The 15,046-nt window shown below is 59.5% G+C and carries 11 protein-coding genes; 1 reads left to right on the top strand and 10 read right to left on the bottom strand.

Going from position 1 to position 15,046, the window contains the following annotated elements; translation table 11 throughout:
- Positions 1–419: 419 nt before the first annotated feature.
- Positions 420–1,508 carry a hypothetical protein gene (locus tag ACSQ36_RS23015; RefSeq protein WP_436183719.1) on the top strand — a complete coding sequence of 363 codons (1,089 nt, stop codon included), beginning with the start codon at positions 420–422 and terminating at the stop codon, positions 1,506–1,508.
- Between the two features lie 51 nt (positions 1,509–1,559).
- Here the strand turns inward: ACSQ36_RS23015 and ACSQ36_RS23010 are convergent, their stop codons facing one another.
- The 10 genes from ACSQ36_RS23010 to ACSQ36_RS22965 all read right to left on the bottom strand — a co-directional run bounded on the left by ACSQ36_RS23010 (position 1,560) and on the right by ACSQ36_RS22965 (position 14,969).
- Positions 1,560–3,173 carry an ABC transporter ATP-binding protein gene (locus ACSQ36_RS23010; protein WP_436183718.1) on the bottom strand — a complete coding sequence of 538 codons (1,614 nt, stop codon included), beginning with the start codon at positions 3,171–3,173 and terminating at the stop codon, positions 1,560–1,562.
- The gene (locus ACSQ36_RS23005) at positions 3,170–4,321 is read right to left on the bottom strand and encodes an ABC transporter permease (RefSeq protein ID WP_436183717.1); all 1,152 of its coding nucleotides are present in this window, start codon (positions 4,319–4,321) and stop codon (positions 3,170–3,172) included. Before ACSQ36_RS23005 ends, ACSQ36_RS23010 begins: the two co-directional genes overlap by 4 nt.
- A complete protein-coding gene (locus tag ACSQ36_RS23000; protein ID WP_213762083.1) occupies positions 4,275–5,321 on the bottom strand; it encodes a microcin C ABC transporter permease YejB in 1,047 nt (348 codons plus the stop codon). The genes ACSQ36_RS23005 and ACSQ36_RS23000 overlap by 47 nt, the downstream gene beginning before the upstream one ends.
- 7 nt (positions 5,322–5,328) lie before the next feature.
- Positions 5,329–7,179, bottom strand: coding sequence for an extracellular solute-binding protein (locus ACSQ36_RS22995; RefSeq protein ID WP_436183716.1), 1,851 nt, complete (start codon positions 7,177–7,179; stop codon positions 5,329–5,331).
- Positions 7,172–7,357, bottom strand: a complete 186-nt coding sequence (locus ACSQ36_RS22990; RefSeq protein WP_436183715.1) for a hypothetical protein — start codon at positions 7,355–7,357, stop codon at positions 7,172–7,174. The genes ACSQ36_RS22995 and ACSQ36_RS22990 overlap by 8 nt, the downstream gene beginning before the upstream one ends.
- 104 nt (positions 7,358–7,461) lie before the next feature.
- Positions 7,462–9,102 carry a peptide ABC transporter substrate-binding protein gene (locus ACSQ36_RS22985; RefSeq protein ID WP_213762081.1) on the bottom strand — a complete coding sequence of 547 codons (1,641 nt, stop codon included), beginning with the start codon at positions 9,100–9,102 and terminating at the stop codon, positions 7,462–7,464.
- Between the two features lie 217 nt (positions 9,103–9,319).
- The gene (locus ACSQ36_RS22980) at positions 9,320–12,064 is read right to left on the bottom strand and encodes a TonB-dependent receptor (protein WP_436183714.1); all 2,745 of its coding nucleotides are present in this window, start codon (positions 12,062–12,064) and stop codon (positions 9,320–9,322) included.
- Between the two features lie 376 nt (positions 12,065–12,440).
- Positions 12,441–13,016, bottom strand: coding sequence for a helix-turn-helix domain-containing protein (locus ACSQ36_RS22975; RefSeq protein WP_213762079.1), 576 nt, complete (start codon positions 13,014–13,016; stop codon positions 12,441–12,443).
- Between the two features lie 306 nt (positions 13,017–13,322).
- Positions 13,323–14,528: a tetratricopeptide repeat protein gene (locus ACSQ36_RS22970; RefSeq protein WP_436183713.1), complete on the bottom strand. Its 1,206-nt coding sequence runs from the start codon at positions 14,526–14,528 to the stop codon at positions 13,323–13,325.
- Between the two features lie 9 nt (positions 14,529–14,537).
- Positions 14,538–14,969: an ExbD/TolR family protein gene (locus tag ACSQ36_RS22965; protein WP_213762077.1), complete on the bottom strand. Its 432-nt coding sequence runs from the start codon at positions 14,967–14,969 to the stop codon at positions 14,538–14,540.
- Positions 14,970–15,046: the final 77 nt, after the last annotated feature.

Raw genomic sequence — 15,046 nt, 5'->3', positions numbered from 1 at the left:
ATTGAAGCATTCAAGGTTCGGTGACAGCCGCTATTCCGTCCCTATCTCAATGCCGATAGGCTTGCCGAAAAGCATACACGTCCTGATCATAAACAGGACGGTCAAGCTTACTGTTATTGCGAAACCACGGTAGCTCTTGCCGTTTGATAATGGATTTTTCAAACCGCATTAGATCTCATCGCCCGCTGAGCCTCGACTGCCGTCCGTTACGCTTTTGCGAGCATGCTCAATGAGAACCCCTGTGCGTCATTGGCGGTAATCCGAATCCTGCTAATTCCTGTCTATATGTCTCACGTGTCCGGCATTTTGGCGGACACATAGTATTTGTATCTTCCACGATGCTTATAACAGCGGGTTATTCAAATGACCCGATTCAAATCAGCAACAAATTCTCGATTAAGGAATTGGATAACTCAACAATGGAAATTTTTCCTTGTACCCTGGTCTTCGTCGATGTCGACGCAACCGCCAGTCCCAATAGCACGAGTAAAGATCCGCTGTCCTACGCCCGTCAGGCACTTTGTTTAAACAAGACCCTGCTTCATGCAGGCATGCCCAGGCTTAATGTCTTCACGAATGCACCGGACGCGGTCAACGCATGCTTTTCCCTTGTGCCGGAAGAGCGGCGTCCGCTTGTGCACGAACTGATCACCAGCGTCAACGTTCCAAGGAACACGGAGTTCTACGCGGCGCACTTCAAGCTCGACCTGCTTGAACAGGTGGCCGGCCTGCTCGCACCCGATATGTTGCTGTTGCTGCTCGATTCGGACATTGTCGCCATCCGTCCCTTGGGCGATGAGTTGCTTCAACTCTGTGCCGATGCAGGAGTCGGCGCGTTCGACATATCGGACCAAGTGTTCCCAGCTTATGGAAGCGCCAACGTCATTAAAGATCTCGAGATCGTGGCCGGCCGGCATCTGCTCAATCCGCGTTGGTATGGCGGGGAGTTCCTGCTCAGCACGAGCGCGTTCTTAAGGGAGTTGGTGCCTCGTGCTCGCGCGCACTGTGAACGGTATGTGGGGGAGATCGAGCGCCTGCAGCATCATGGCGATGAGTCGTTTGTCTCCGCCGCGCTCAATACTCTTGCCGACGAAGGGCAGCAGATCGTGGAACTGGGGGCGTACCAGGCGATCGGCCGGCACTGGACCGGCAACACGCATCGCGACCTTCGATGGTTCCAGCATTGCTGCTTCGTCCATTTGCCCGATGGCAAGGCGTTGATCGAACGCGAGGCGCGTTATCCCGGCTTTGACCCTAATCGCTTCTGGCGGACGGTGACGACGGCACATCTTCTCAATCGCGCGCGCTTTGGCATCAAGTTGTGTTTTGAGGCGACCTCGATCGCGCCGCAACTGCGCAAGATGATCGTGCCGGGCAAGCCGGCGTCGTCAGGTGACGAACCGGCTGCCGCACCGAATTCCGGGCCGGACTCGCCGGAGCCCGGTCCGTTCAGCGCGCTGCGCGTAAAGCGCCGCCTGAACGAAAAGAGCGACGAGCCCGTGTCCTGAGTTGACTAACGTAATGGCGTAAGAGGCAAACGCTTGCCCCGGCCGTCAATTTCAAGCCGCCGCGCCCGCTACGATCGATGCCGCAAGCAGCGCCTGCGTATAGGGATGCACGGGCGCTTGCAGAACGTCCATTGTGTCGCCCATCTCCACAATCCGCCCTGCCTTCATGACCGCCACCCTGTGCGCCATCGCGCGCATCACGGCAAGGTCATGCGTGATGAACAGATAACTCAGCGTGTATTTTTTCTGCAGCCGCGTGAGCAGGTTAAGCACCTGCTGCTGTATCGATACATCGAGCGCGCTCGTGGGTTCATCGAGCACCAGCAGTTCCGGCTCGACCGCCAGCGCCCGGGCAATGGCTATACGTTGGCGCTGACCACCGGAAAATTCGTGGGGATAACGCGGCAGGACATCGGCGGGCATTCCCACTTCGTCGAGCAACGCCACCACGCGTTGGCGCCGCGCCGTGGCCGTCACCTCCGGCCGATGCAATGCAATCCCCTCACCCACGATCTGCTCGATCGTCATGCGCGGCGACAATGATCCGTAGGGATCCTGAAATACTACTTGCAGCCGCGCCGATACGCTGCGCCGCGAGTTCATGCTCTTGAGCGTGGACAAGGCCTGTCCATCGATATGGATCAGCCCTTCGGTCGGCCGCTGAAGACCCAGGATGGCAGCGGCAAGCGTGGACTTTCCTGATCCGGATTCGCCCACTATCCCGAGCGTTTCGCCGCGTCTCAATGTGATGCCGACGTCCTGCAAAGCGCGGAATGAAGACTTCGAAAAGGTGGCCCGCCAGCCTTTCATCGAAATCCGGTAGTCCACCGACAAGCCCTGCACTTCGAGCAGCCGCCGCGCGTTCGAGGCGATCGGATCGATCGCGCGTTCAGGCTCGCTGTTGAGCAGTCGGCGCGTGTATGGGTGCTGCGGATTGGCAAACAGTTCAGCGGTCGAATTGGTTTCCACCAGCACGCCCTTCTCCATCACCGCCACGCGTTGCGCAAAGCGCTTCACCAGGTTCAGGTCGTGCGTGATCAGCAGCACCGCCATGCCGCGCTCGGCCGCCTCCTGCTCCTGCAAGCCAATCAGCAGTTCCACTATCTGCTGGCGCACGGTCACGTCGAGGGCCGTGGTGGGTTCATCGGCGAGCAGCAAGCGCGGGCGGCATGCGAGCGCCATCGCGATCATCGCGCGTTGCCGCTGACCGCCGGAGAGCTGATGCGGGAAGCTGTCGATACGCCGTTCCGGTTCGGGAATACCGGTGCGCCGCAACAACTCAATCCCGCGCTCGCGGGCCGCGTTGGGACGCAAACCTTCGTGCAGACGCAGGCTTTCCGCGATCTGCTTGCCGATAGTGAACAACGGATTGAGCGCGGTCATCGGTTCCTGGAAGACCATGGCGACGTCGCGGCCGCGAATGCCGCGCATTTCTTGCTCGGTCTTTTGCAGGAGATCGTCGCCGTCCAGCAGGATGCGCCCCGTCTGGCGAGCGTTGTCCGCAAGACCCAGAATGGACAGTGCCGTGACGCTCTTGCCCGATCCCGATTCGCCCACCAGCGCCACGCGTTCGCCACGCCCGATAGAAAGATTCAGGTCGCGTACGACGGTCTTGTCGCCGAAACCGATGGATAAACCGTCGAGTTGCAACAGAGGGACGCTCACTTCTGTGCCCCTCCGAATGCGGAACCGCGCGTACGGGTATCGAGCGCGTTGCGCAATGCGTCGCCCATGAAGGTCAGCAGCAGCAAGGTGACGACAAGGCCGCCGAACGCCGCGCCGGAGATCCACCATGCATCGAGATTATTTTTTCCTTCGGCAAGCAACTCGCCCAGGCTAGGTGTCGGGGCGGGCACGCCAAGCCCCAGGAAGTCGAGGCTGGTCAGCGCGAGAATCGCCGCGCTCATGCGAAACGGCAGGAAGGTGATCACGGGAGTCAGGCTGTTGGGCAACACGTGACGCCACATGATCTGCCAGTTCGACAACCCCATGGTGCGAGCCGCGCGAACGTAGTCGAGCGAACGGTTGCGCAGGAATTCGGCGCGCACGTAGTCCGACAGCGTGAGCCATCCGAACGCCGAGAGCAGGATGAACAGCAGCCACAAGGTCGGCTCGAAGATCGACGCGAAAATGATCAGCAGGTACAGGTCGGGCATCGAACTCCAGATCTCGATCAGGCGCTGGCCGATCAAGTCGGTGCGTCCACCGTAAAAACCCTGCACTGCGCCCGTCAGGACGCCCAGGAAGACGCCCGAGACGGTAAGTGCGAGCGCCATGAGCACAGAGAGCCGGAAGCCGTACAGCAGCCGCGAAAGGACGTCGCGGCCGAACTGGTCCGTCCCGATCCAGTTGGCGGCCGAGGGCGGCGCGGGGTTCGGCGTGGTCGCGAAATAGTCGACGGTGTCGTAGTGAAAATGATTAAGCGGATAGATCGCGAAATTACCCTTCGATTCCAGCCGGTCGCGAATATACGGGTCGAGATAGTTCGCCCGCGCCGGGAAATCGCCGCCGAATACTTTCTCCGAATAGTCCTTAACAATCGGGAAATAGTAGTGTCCCTCGTAGCGGATCAATAGCGGCTTGTCGTTCGCCAGCACTTCGCCCAGCAGGCTGATGACAAACAACGCCACGAAAACAATCGTGCTCCAGTAGCCCAGGCGCTGCGCCTTGAAACGCAGCCATACGCGACGGCCGGGCGACTCGGACGGCGGGGGTGTTGCTATAGCGGCTTCGCCCATGATCGGATTCGCGCAGACGTTCATGCTCTCACCGGTCCAGCCGGTCGAACTGGATACGGGGGTCGACGAGGACATAACAAACGTCCGCAATAAGCTTGGTCACAAGACCAATCAGGGTGAACAGGTAAAGCGAACCGAGTACGACGGGATAGTCGCGCCGGATCACCGAGTCGTAGGAAAGCTGGCCCATGCCATCGAGTGAAAACAATGTCTCGATGAGCAGGTTGCCATTGAGGAACGCACCGACAAACGCTGCCGGCAGTCCGGTCAGGAGCGGAATCATCGCGTTGCGCAGTACGTGTTTCCACAAGACGTCACGTTGCGGCGCGCCCTTCGCGCGCGCGGTCAGCACGTATTGCCGGCTGATCTCTTCGAGGAACGTGTTCTTCGTGAGGATCGTGATAATCGCAAAGTTGCCGACCACCGCAGCGGTCACCGGCAACGCGATGTGCCACAGATAATCAAGTACCTTTCCCGCAACGCTGAGCTGGTCGAAGTCGTCGGAGGTAAGGCCGCGCATGGGGAACACCTGCCACAACGTACCGCCGCCAAACAACATCAGCAGCAGCACGCCCAGCACGAAACCGGGAATGGCGTAACCGGTCAGCACCAGCACGCTCGTGGCGGTATCGAAGCGAGAGCCGTTTCGAACAGCCTTCGAAATCCCCAGCGGCACCGCAATAAGGTAGGTCAGCAGCACGGTCCAGAGTCCCAGCGTGATGGACACCGGCAGCTTGGAACGGATCACCGCCCAGACGCTTTGATGCTGGTAGTACGACTGACCAAGATCGAAACTCGCGTAGTTCCTGAGCATGCTCGCGTAGCGCACGAGCGGCGGCTTGTCGAAGCCGAACTGCTTCTTGAGTTGCTCGACCTGCTGCGGGTCGACACCCTGGCTGCCGTGATAGCCGCCGGCCCCGCCCGCCTCGCCGCGGCTCCCGCCATGGCGCATCTGGGTCAGAATCTGCTCGACCGGTCCACCTGGCACGAACTGCGTCACGAAGAACGTCAGCGTGACCACGCCGATCAGCGTGGGGATCATCAGCAACAGGCGTCTGAGGATATAAGCGGCCATGGCAATCTCAGTGTGTTGAAGCAGCCGTAGTGGCACCGGACGGCGCCTTCACGAACCAGTAGTCGACCAGCCAGTCCTCAGCAAGGTACGAAAGCGGCGAGACCCGGGGGAAGCCCATTCGCGCCCTGTACCCCACCCGCGTATTCGGCGAGTAGTACTCCGGCACCATGTAGTACCCGTTGATCAGGATCCGATCGAGCGCGCGCGTGGCGGTCTCCAGATCGCCGAGTGTCTGCGCTTTTAACGCAGCGTCGATCATTGCGTCGGCGGCTTTCGAACGGACCCCCGGGAAGTTCTCCGAGCCCGGCTGCGAGGCTGCCGCGCTGCCGAAACGGCGCGTCAATTCGCCGCCCGGAATAGTGACCGGTGCGTAGATATACGTAGTCATGTCGAAGTCGAACGCGTCCATGCGTTTCTCGTACAACGCGCTGTCGAGTTCTCGCAGATGCGCCTGCACACCGAGTGTCTGCAACTGCTGGATGTAGGGCAAGACGACCCCGTCCATGCCGGGTTGGTCGTCCATGATCTCGATGGTCATCGGCGTGCCGCTGGCGTTGCGCAATGCCCCGTCACGGTACTGCCAGCCTGCTTCGTTCAGCAGCGCCTGGGCTTCCCTTAAATTGGCACGCAACGAATGCGGTGGCACGGTGTCCGGCTGCTTCAGCATCGGACCGAACACGGAGGCGGGAAGCGTCGCCCGGTAGGGTTCGAGCAACTTCAACTCTTTCGCATCCGGCACGCCGGTCGCACCGAATGGGGAGTCCTGGAAGTAACTTCCCGTGCGACGATATTGACCATAGAACGCCAGACGGTTCAGCCAGTCGTAGTCAAAAGCGAGCGTCAGCGCCCGACGCACGCGAGCGTCCGAGAACAGCGGCTTGCGGGTATTGAAAATCAGGCCCTGCATCTGCGCCGGGCCATCGGGGAACTCGCCTTTTTTGAGCGACCCATTGCTGAAGTTCTTGCCGACGTACTTGCGCGCCCAGGTCGATGATGAATACTCTGCACGCAGATCGGTGTGGCCCGCCTTGAAATCTTCCAGCGACGTGTAGTGATCGGTGAACAGCCGGAACGTGATGCGCTGGAAGCGGTACATGCCGCGTCGCGACGGCAGGTCGGCGGCCCAGTAATCCGGGTTGCGCCTGTAAGTGATCTGCTTGTCGTTCTTGCGCTGTTCGATCAGGTAAGGACCGCTTGCCACCGGTGGCACATCCGATATCTGATCGAACGGCGGACGCGTGCCGTCCGCTTTCATACCCCACTTCGGCGAGAAAACCGGCAGGTCGCCTGCGATCAGCGGCGCATCGCGGCGCGCTTCCCTGAAGTCGAAGCGCACCGTCAAGCGATCGACCACGGTCGCGCGGCTGATGTTGGCGAACTGCGAGTTGTAGATCGGCGAGACCTGATGGCCGGCCAATGTGTCGTATGAATACTTCACATCGGCGGCGGTGATCGGGTCGCCATTGGAAAAACGCGCCTTCGGATTGATATGGAACGTGGCCGACTTGCCGTCCGGAGCCACCTCCACGTCGTCCGCGATCAATGGATATTCCGACGCCAGTTCGTCCCAGCTTCGCTGCATCAGCGTGTCGAACATCAGGTTCTTCAGGTCGGGCGCCGGTGCGCCGCGGACCAGGAAGGGATTCATCGAATCGTAGCTTTGCAGTTCATCGTAGTTCTGGAAATTCATGTCGCCGTTAGCCGGCGCGTCCGGGTCCGCATAATCGAAGTGCGTGAAGTTCGCCGGATACTTCGGTTCATCGTATTGCGCGATCGACGGCCTCGCGAACGCTTGCGATGCAACGAGCAGTGCCGCAAACCCCAGCGTGGCGCAGTTTCTGATGCAGCCTCTATTCATCGTCCCTTGCCGCCGCTGTCTTGACCGGGAACTGCGAGTCACCCATATTCGGCTGCGGGTTCTTCTCGCCTTTATATCCGTTGCCTGCTGCGATAAACACGCCTATCGGCGTTGGCCGATGTTCCGAATGTACCGGCGCCCACAGCGCGCCTTTCAGGGGATGATACGGTTCGTTCATAACAAGCCTGGAGAATGAAATAGGCGCGTGCGTCCGGATGAAAACGCGCCGTGTGACCCTTGCCGCGCGCAAGCCGAGCGGCCGGCGCAAGCACCGCACCGCGCTCAATGCTTGATGATGTACATGTCTTCGCTGCGGTAGTGATCCATCGGGTTTTTCGTGGAATAGCCGCCCACGTAACTCTTGACCAACCGCACCAGCGTGTATTGCAGCAGCGGCAGCATCGGATAATCTTCCATTGCCACCTTGGCCGCTTCGGTCTGCAACCGCTGGCGCGTGGCCGGGTCGGTGGAGTTGGACGCCTCGTGCATCAGCGCATCGGCTTTGGGGTTGCACGCCTGGTTGTCGTTCTGCTCGGAACCGCATTGAACCAGCGTGAGGAAGGTGCTTGCGTCGTTGTAATCCGCCACCCAGCCATTGCGTGCGATCTGGTAGTCGCCGTCGTGCCGCTTCTTGAGCAACACCTTGAATTCCATCGCCTGGATTTCAGTATCGAGGCCTAGTTTAGTCTTCCATTCGGAAGCCGCGAAGATCGCCATCTTCTTGTGATACTCACTCGTGTTGGTGACGAACTGCAACTTGGTGCCAGGTTTCACGCCCGCCTCAGCCAGCAGCTTTTTTGCTTCGTCCACGCGCTTCGCCATGGGCCACGAGGCCCAGTCGTACGCGCTGACGTCGGCGCCCTTCACGCCCTTCACGATCACGCCATACGCCGGGATCTGGCCGTCAGCGGTCACACGCTGCGCGAGAATGTCCCGGTCGATGACCATGGACAGCGCCTGGCGCACACGTACGTCTTTCAGGAGCGGGTCTTTGTTGTTGAACGAGTAATAGCGCAAACCGAGCATGGGCGCCGCACGCATCTCGTTCGGGTACTGCTCTTTGTAGCGAGCATAGGTGCCTGAGGGAAGCTGGTTCACCCAGTCGTCACCGCCGGACTTGTACAGATCCACGTCCGTGTTTTCGTCCTCCACCGGCAGGTATGTGACCTGGTTCAATTGCACGTAAGCAGCATTCCAGTACTGCGGGTTTTTTTGCAGCACAAGGCGGTTGTTCACCTGCCAGTCCTTCAGCATGAACGCGCCATTGCTGACCAGCTTGCCGGGTTTGGTCCAGTCGCGGCCGTACTTTTCGACGGCCGCCTTGTTTACCGGCCCAAGGTTCGTATTCGACATCAGGTCAGGCAGGAACGGCACTGGATAGGGCGTCCTGATTTCGACCGTGTACGGGTCGGGTGCGCTCACGCCAAGCGACGCCACCGGTTTCTTGCCCGCGACAATGTCTGTTCCGTTAAGGAGGAACATGCCGTAGGTGGTCGCGTACGGCGAAGCCGTTTTTGGATCGACGAGACGCTGGCATCCGTAGACAAAGTCAGCGGCGACAACCGGGTCGCCGTTGGACCACTTCGCATTCCTTCGCAGATGAAAGACCCACGTAGTGGGGTCCTTCATTTCCCACTTTTCCGCGACGCCGGGGACGGTCTCACCGTCTGCGCGCGTCGCGGTTAACCCTTCAAACAGATCGCGCGCGACGGTATTGGCCGGCACCGATTCCGCCACGTTCGGATCAAGCGTCTCCACTTCCGTGCCGTTGTTGCGCACCAGTTCCTGCTTCGCGGCGAGTTGCACGCCAGGAGGAATGATCGCTGCCTGCGCGGCGCCGGCGAGCATGAAGCCGCCCAGAACAAGTGCCGCGGATGCACAGCGAAGACGGATTGAAGGATAAGGACGTGGCGCGAAAAACATCTGGAAACTCCTGGTATTCGTGACTTCCGCGCTCGGCTTTGACTGCGGCCTTGAGCACGTCATGCGATGAGGCGTCGAACGATCGATGTTTGAATCGCAATGTTTGAATCACGATGTTTGAACCGAATGGTCCGGGATTCCGAAAACGAGGTTGCTCCAGCGCCGCATGACACGCGCCGGAGCAACCATTCCATCAGTCAAATAAACTACAGCGACATCAGAACTTGTACGTTGCGCCGACTTGCGCGAAGCGGCCAATGTTCGTGTATATCGACTGGTCATAGCCATTCTGATCCAGCGTGCCATTTGCAAAGATCGGATCGTACGGCGGCGCACGGTTGAAGATGTTGTCGATGCCGCCGAAGACCGTCCAGTGCTTGAAGCCCGTGTACGTCATCATCAGGTTGAACTGGCTGTACGATCCCACGTGGGATGGCCCGGCGGCGACCAGATTCTGCGCATACGGGCCCGTGAACTGCCACGTCAACGCTGCGTCAAACTTGTTGTACGCCCAGTCCAGGGTGGTGTTGCCTTTCCAGCGCGGGAAGCTGCCGCCGAACGGCTGTGTGAGGGTGTAGTCGTTACCCGCACCATTCACCGGCGCCTGACCCGGCGAGCCGAGCTTGAAGCTGTTCACGTATGCCCAGTCAGCAGACAGGGTGAACGTGCCGGTCTTCGTCGGCAGCGACTGGCGGAACGTGCCTTCGAAACCGTTCGTATCCAGATAGCCGAGGTTCTGGTACGGGATGACCTTGTACAGGAGATCGCCCGTGACCGGGTCGGTGACAACCTGTGAAGGCGAGCCCTGACCGATCACGTTATCGACACGAATCTTGTACCAATCCAGGCCGATATCGGTCGTACGGGTGGGCGACAGCTGGAAGCCAATGCTGAGGTTTTTCGTACGCTCCGCCTTCAGGTCCGGATTACCCTCCGTGATCGACGTGTAGTTCTGGCCGGTGGTCTGGTCGACCTGAATACCCAAGGTTTGCGAGTTGCTGTTCTCAACGAACGTCGGCGCACGGAAGCCACGGTTGTACGAGGTGTACATCGTGAGTGCCTGAACCGGCTGATAGCGCAACGCGAAACGCGGCGAGAACGCACCACCGACATCGCTGTAGTGGTCGTAACGGCCCGACTGGCTGAACGTCAGCGCGCGGACAATAGGAATGTCCACCTGGTAGTACACGGCAGCCACGTTGCGCTGGCCGTTCACGGTCTGGAGATTCGGGCTGATGACCTGGCCCTGCTCGAATGCCGCACCCGGGTTCATCACTTCACTCTGGTGAGTGAACTGTGCACCGAAGCCGAGACCTACATCACCCGCCGGCAGACTGAAGAGGTGTGGCGTGGACAATGTCGCGTCAACGGTATCGAGCTTGGAGATAGCCAGGTTGTTCGCATCCTGGTACAGCCCGTTGAGGCCGTTCGGCGTAGCCGCGGGATTCGAGAAATCGAACGTCCCGTTCTGGTAAATATTGGTCAGTGCCGCAGTGTTGAGCTGGTTCGTATAAGTGTTCGAAACCGTGCTTTGCGAGTGACTGACCGACGTCGCCCAATCCCACTCGCCGTTCGGCAGGTTGAACGAGCCCTTGATGCCCGTGGAGGCGCGCCAGTAGGTCGAATACGTGTCTTCCGCTACTGCGCCCGGGAACGCATACGTGAGCGGCGTGGCTGCCCCGAACGGGTTGTACGGATTGCTCGCCGGCACAGTGAAGTTGAACGGCGAAAGCAGCTTGGTCTGCGGATTCCACACGAGCGCGGGGACCTGCGGATTGCCGATAACGTTGCCCCATAGACCATCATTCGTCGTGGTCTTGTTGCTGCTGATCAGGAAGTCGCCAAACGCCGTCGTCTCATCGTTGATCTTGAAATCAGCGTGAAGCTTCGCGTTCAAACGCTCGGTCATCGGCGCGATAGACGTGCTTTCTGCGGAGTTGTAGCCGCAGATCGTGCCCGGCAAACCTGCCGTCAGCGAGTTGGTGCCTGCGGGATGCACCGCACCGCCGTTCGCACAGCCGCTCAATGCCTGCGCGCTGCCGTCGGGCATATTCCAGTAGGACGGCGCGAGCAACGAATGGCCGCCCGGATTATTGGTGAAATCCTGACTGCTCGTCGCATCGCGGTCGGCCAGCGTGAAGCCGTTCGACTTGTAGTAACTTGCCGCTGCCGTCACGTTGAAGCGATCGGCGTTGAGATCGCCAAAGCCGGCGAGCACGCCGAATTTGGTCGTGCCCGCGCCACCGCCCTGGCTGATGGCGCTCCCGTAGCTGCCGTCGAGTTGCAGGCCCTGGAAGTCATGCTTCGTGATGATGTTGACCACGCCCGCGATGGCGTCTGAACCGTATTGCGACACGGCACCTGTCTTCACGATTTCGATGCGGTCAATGGAGTTCAACGGCAGCGTATTCAAGTCGAAGAACGAGTCGACGCTGTTCGAGAAGAACGCGAAAGGCGCAACACGCTGTCCATCCACCAACACGAGCGTGTACTTTTCGCTGAGGCCGCGCAGAGCAATACCCGCAGCGCCTGCGGCAAAGTTGCCGGACTGGCCTTCGCCCCAGCTATTGGCCGAGTTAGCTGAAGTCGTGCGCAGATAATCGGCGACGGTCGTGGCGCCGCTGTTCTGGATGTCTTTCTGCGTTACCGTCTGAACCGCATTGAAGCCGACCTTGTCGGCGCTGCGGATCAGCGACCCGGTCACTTCGAATTTCTTGATTTGCTGGACACCCTTGTCAGCAGTCGGTGTCGCGGTGTTGTTGTCCGCGGACGGTGTTGCAGCGGTGCCCGATGCGGGCGCCGCCGCTACCGCCGGCGTGCTTTCCGTTGTCGTTGCGCCAGCAGCCGTACCCGCGGTGGCCGGCTGGCTTTGCGCAAACGCAGGTACGGCGATTGCGGCTGACAATGCTAGCTCAGCCCAGACTATTCTTTTGATGGCCAGCGCCAATGCCCGTTGTTTCATTTTTCCCCTTCTCGCTCGTCAGTAAGGCACAGCTGTGTGTGAAGAGAGGTCTTGTGGACCTCTCCACTCGATATACGGCGTTCTTGCGCCGCGCTCCGTTAAAGCTGACCCGCGCTTCCACTGTCCGGCAAACGGCCAAAAACGCACCAAATTGCAAATACAGACAGAAAGACGGGACACTTCAAATGCTTCAATATCGGACTACTTATCTACTGCAAAACGACATGCGCAGCGCTTTCTAATTTTTTTAACTTCGACTACTTTGCGTGATAGACCGGGCAACGCCCTTTCATCAGGTCAACCTTACATAAAACCATTCGCAATCCTTACTAACACATTCGCGAGTGCTTTTAACGAAAGCACGGAACAGAATCACCTAGAACAATCTTGGCGTTCCCACCCATACAATCACCGCTTCTTCGCGAGCCGTATTGCACCAGGCGTGAGGCACGGTAGACTCGTAATGCGCGGTGTCACCTGCCTGCAATACGAACGTTGTACCTTCTAACGTGAGCGATATCTGGCCGCTCATCACGTACAAGAACTCTTCCCCTGCATGTGTCGTGACTTCCGATGGGTTCTGTCCCACCGGCATCCTGACGAGAATCGCTTCCAGCATGCCGCCGACCGACAAGTTGGTCAGCCGTCCAAAAAGATTCGCAGTTCCGTCGAACCCGAAGTATTCCAGCTCACTCCCTCTACGCACCGACTTGTCTTCGGTTGGCGTGTCAACGAAGTACTGCACTGTGACGCCTAGCGCTCGCGCAATGCCAACCAGCGATGTGATAGAAGGCGTTGCATGACCTCGTTCCACCTGCGATAAAAAGGGCTTGGAAATCCCCGCACTCGTCGCCACTTCATCCAGCGTGCGCTTGAACCGTTGGCGAAGCGCGCGAATTTTGCTACCTATGGAAACTGCGATCTGTGCCTTGTTATCGAGTGGCAAAACCATAGCAAGACAGAATCCCGTGGTCAAAATTAGTTTGTATACCAAACTATGTTTTATCGGACGCAACATCCTCCCTAAGACATGCGCCATATGCCCGGTTAGCTGCCGCGATGCGTGGTGCAATCAATGCGATCATCGGGACACTTCGCACTTGCCTAAAACCGGAAGTTGGTTGCATACGCAACCAACTTCCTCTACTTCTCCTGTCAAGGACCTGCGTTCCATACGGCGAGCATGTCCCGCGCGGGTCAGCGCACGGATAGCCCGGCGACACCTCACGCGATGGGACATGTTGGAACCGGGATACCGTTACTTCGACGCCACCAGCACCCACAATCGGGCGAGGTCGGCCGAACCGTCGGAGCCTTTCACCGCACGGAAGGTTTGCACTGCGCGGGCTTTGTCGCCTGCGACGTAGTAGGCCACGCCGAGATGCAGCTGCGCCTGGTCAGGGTGATCGATCCCGCCCTTCGCGATCGCCGCCTCCATTGCTGCAAGACCCTGCTTGGTTTGCCCTGCGAATACCTGGTTGAAACCGACGTCGACCGGCGCTACAGGGTTCGCCGCATCAGCCGGCGCTTGTGCCCGCTTCGCGGCGAGTGCTTGCAACCGCTTTTCGCGATCCGCTTGTGCATCGTGGCCCAGAACGCCCGAGGCGAAGCCCTGATCGATCACCTGCTTGCCCTCGGCCGTGGTACCCGCCACGATCGCGAGTTGGGTCATCTCCATGTAATCGTCGGCGGTAGTGAGTGATCCGGTCGCGCGACGCAGCCGATACGTGTCGACATCGAGCGCCGACGAATAGCCCGGCTTCGCGCGGATCGATTGAAACAGGTCATCCCAGTAAGACTGCTTCGGGTGATAGGCGACCAGTTTTTCGAGCGTGTTGCGATATGTGGTGTCATCTTTTACACGCTGCGCGCACGTGCCGAGCAGTTGCAGTTGCGACTCGTCGGGCGCATGGCCGGCACGCACTTGTGCATCGACCCCAGGTTTGAGCAGGCTCACCACATTGCCGCAATCGTTCGACAGGTAGTAGGACTGGACGAGCAGAGTGCGCATATCGGGATCGTTGCCGCCCGACTTCTGATAGCGCTGCGCGACCTTGATAGCCTGTGCGTAGTTCTTTTGCTCGAAGTAGATGCCTGCAAGCGCCGCCGTGGTGCGTTGTTCGTCGGCACCGGTGAGGCGCCCTGAACTCAGCAACGTTTCGTAGGCTTGAGCCGCTACACCATTGTCGCCTGCCGCCGCAGCAGCCGCGCCGCGCATCTCTTCGACCATATAGCTTTCGTACGGCGTCTTGCCCGGCACGGCAGCCGCCTGATCGATCTTCGTCAATGCGTCCTTGTACTTGTGCGCGCGATACAGGTCTTGTGCGGCATTCAGCGGCTTCGACACATCCGGGCGCAAGGTGTCCGCGGCATGAGACGTGACCGGCAGCACGACAAGCGCGGACAGTCCTCCAATAGCGGCCGCCATGACGGCGCGTTTGAAGCGTTGATGGATCGTTAGCATTCCACTTCCCTATTGCATGTACTGCTCATTGCCGATGAGGCCGATCTTCGTCGCGCCCAGTCGTTGAGCGGACGCCATCACCGCCGCGACGTCCTTATACGGCACCAGCTTGTTAGGCCGCAGATGGATTTCCGCCTGCACCGGTTCAGCGGCCACCTGTGCGAGCCTGGATTCGAGTGCAGCACGATCCGGCACCGGCTGGCCGTTCCAGGTCGTGGTGCCGTCGAAGTCGATATCGATCTGCACCACTTCCGGCTGCGTGATTGGCGGCGGCGGATTGCCGATCGGCAAGTTCATCTTGATGGCGTGCGTCTGGATCGGGATCGTGATGATCAGCATGATCAGCAACACCAGCATCACGTCGATCAGTGGCGTGGTGTTGATATCGACCATCACTTCCGGCTCAGCGTTGCCACCGCCCGACGATACGTTCATTCCCATGGTCTTCTCCGGTGTCGATCGGAGTTGGCGCTTTAGCGCCTTACTCCGATCCCATGCAAGGCTGTCGACCGGACTTT

This window comes from Caballeronia sp. LjRoot34, assembly GCF_964253815.1.
GTDB lineage: Bacteria > Pseudomonadota > Gammaproteobacteria > Burkholderiales > Burkholderiaceae > Caballeronia.
This window is presented reverse-complemented; position numbering and strand designations above follow the sequence as displayed.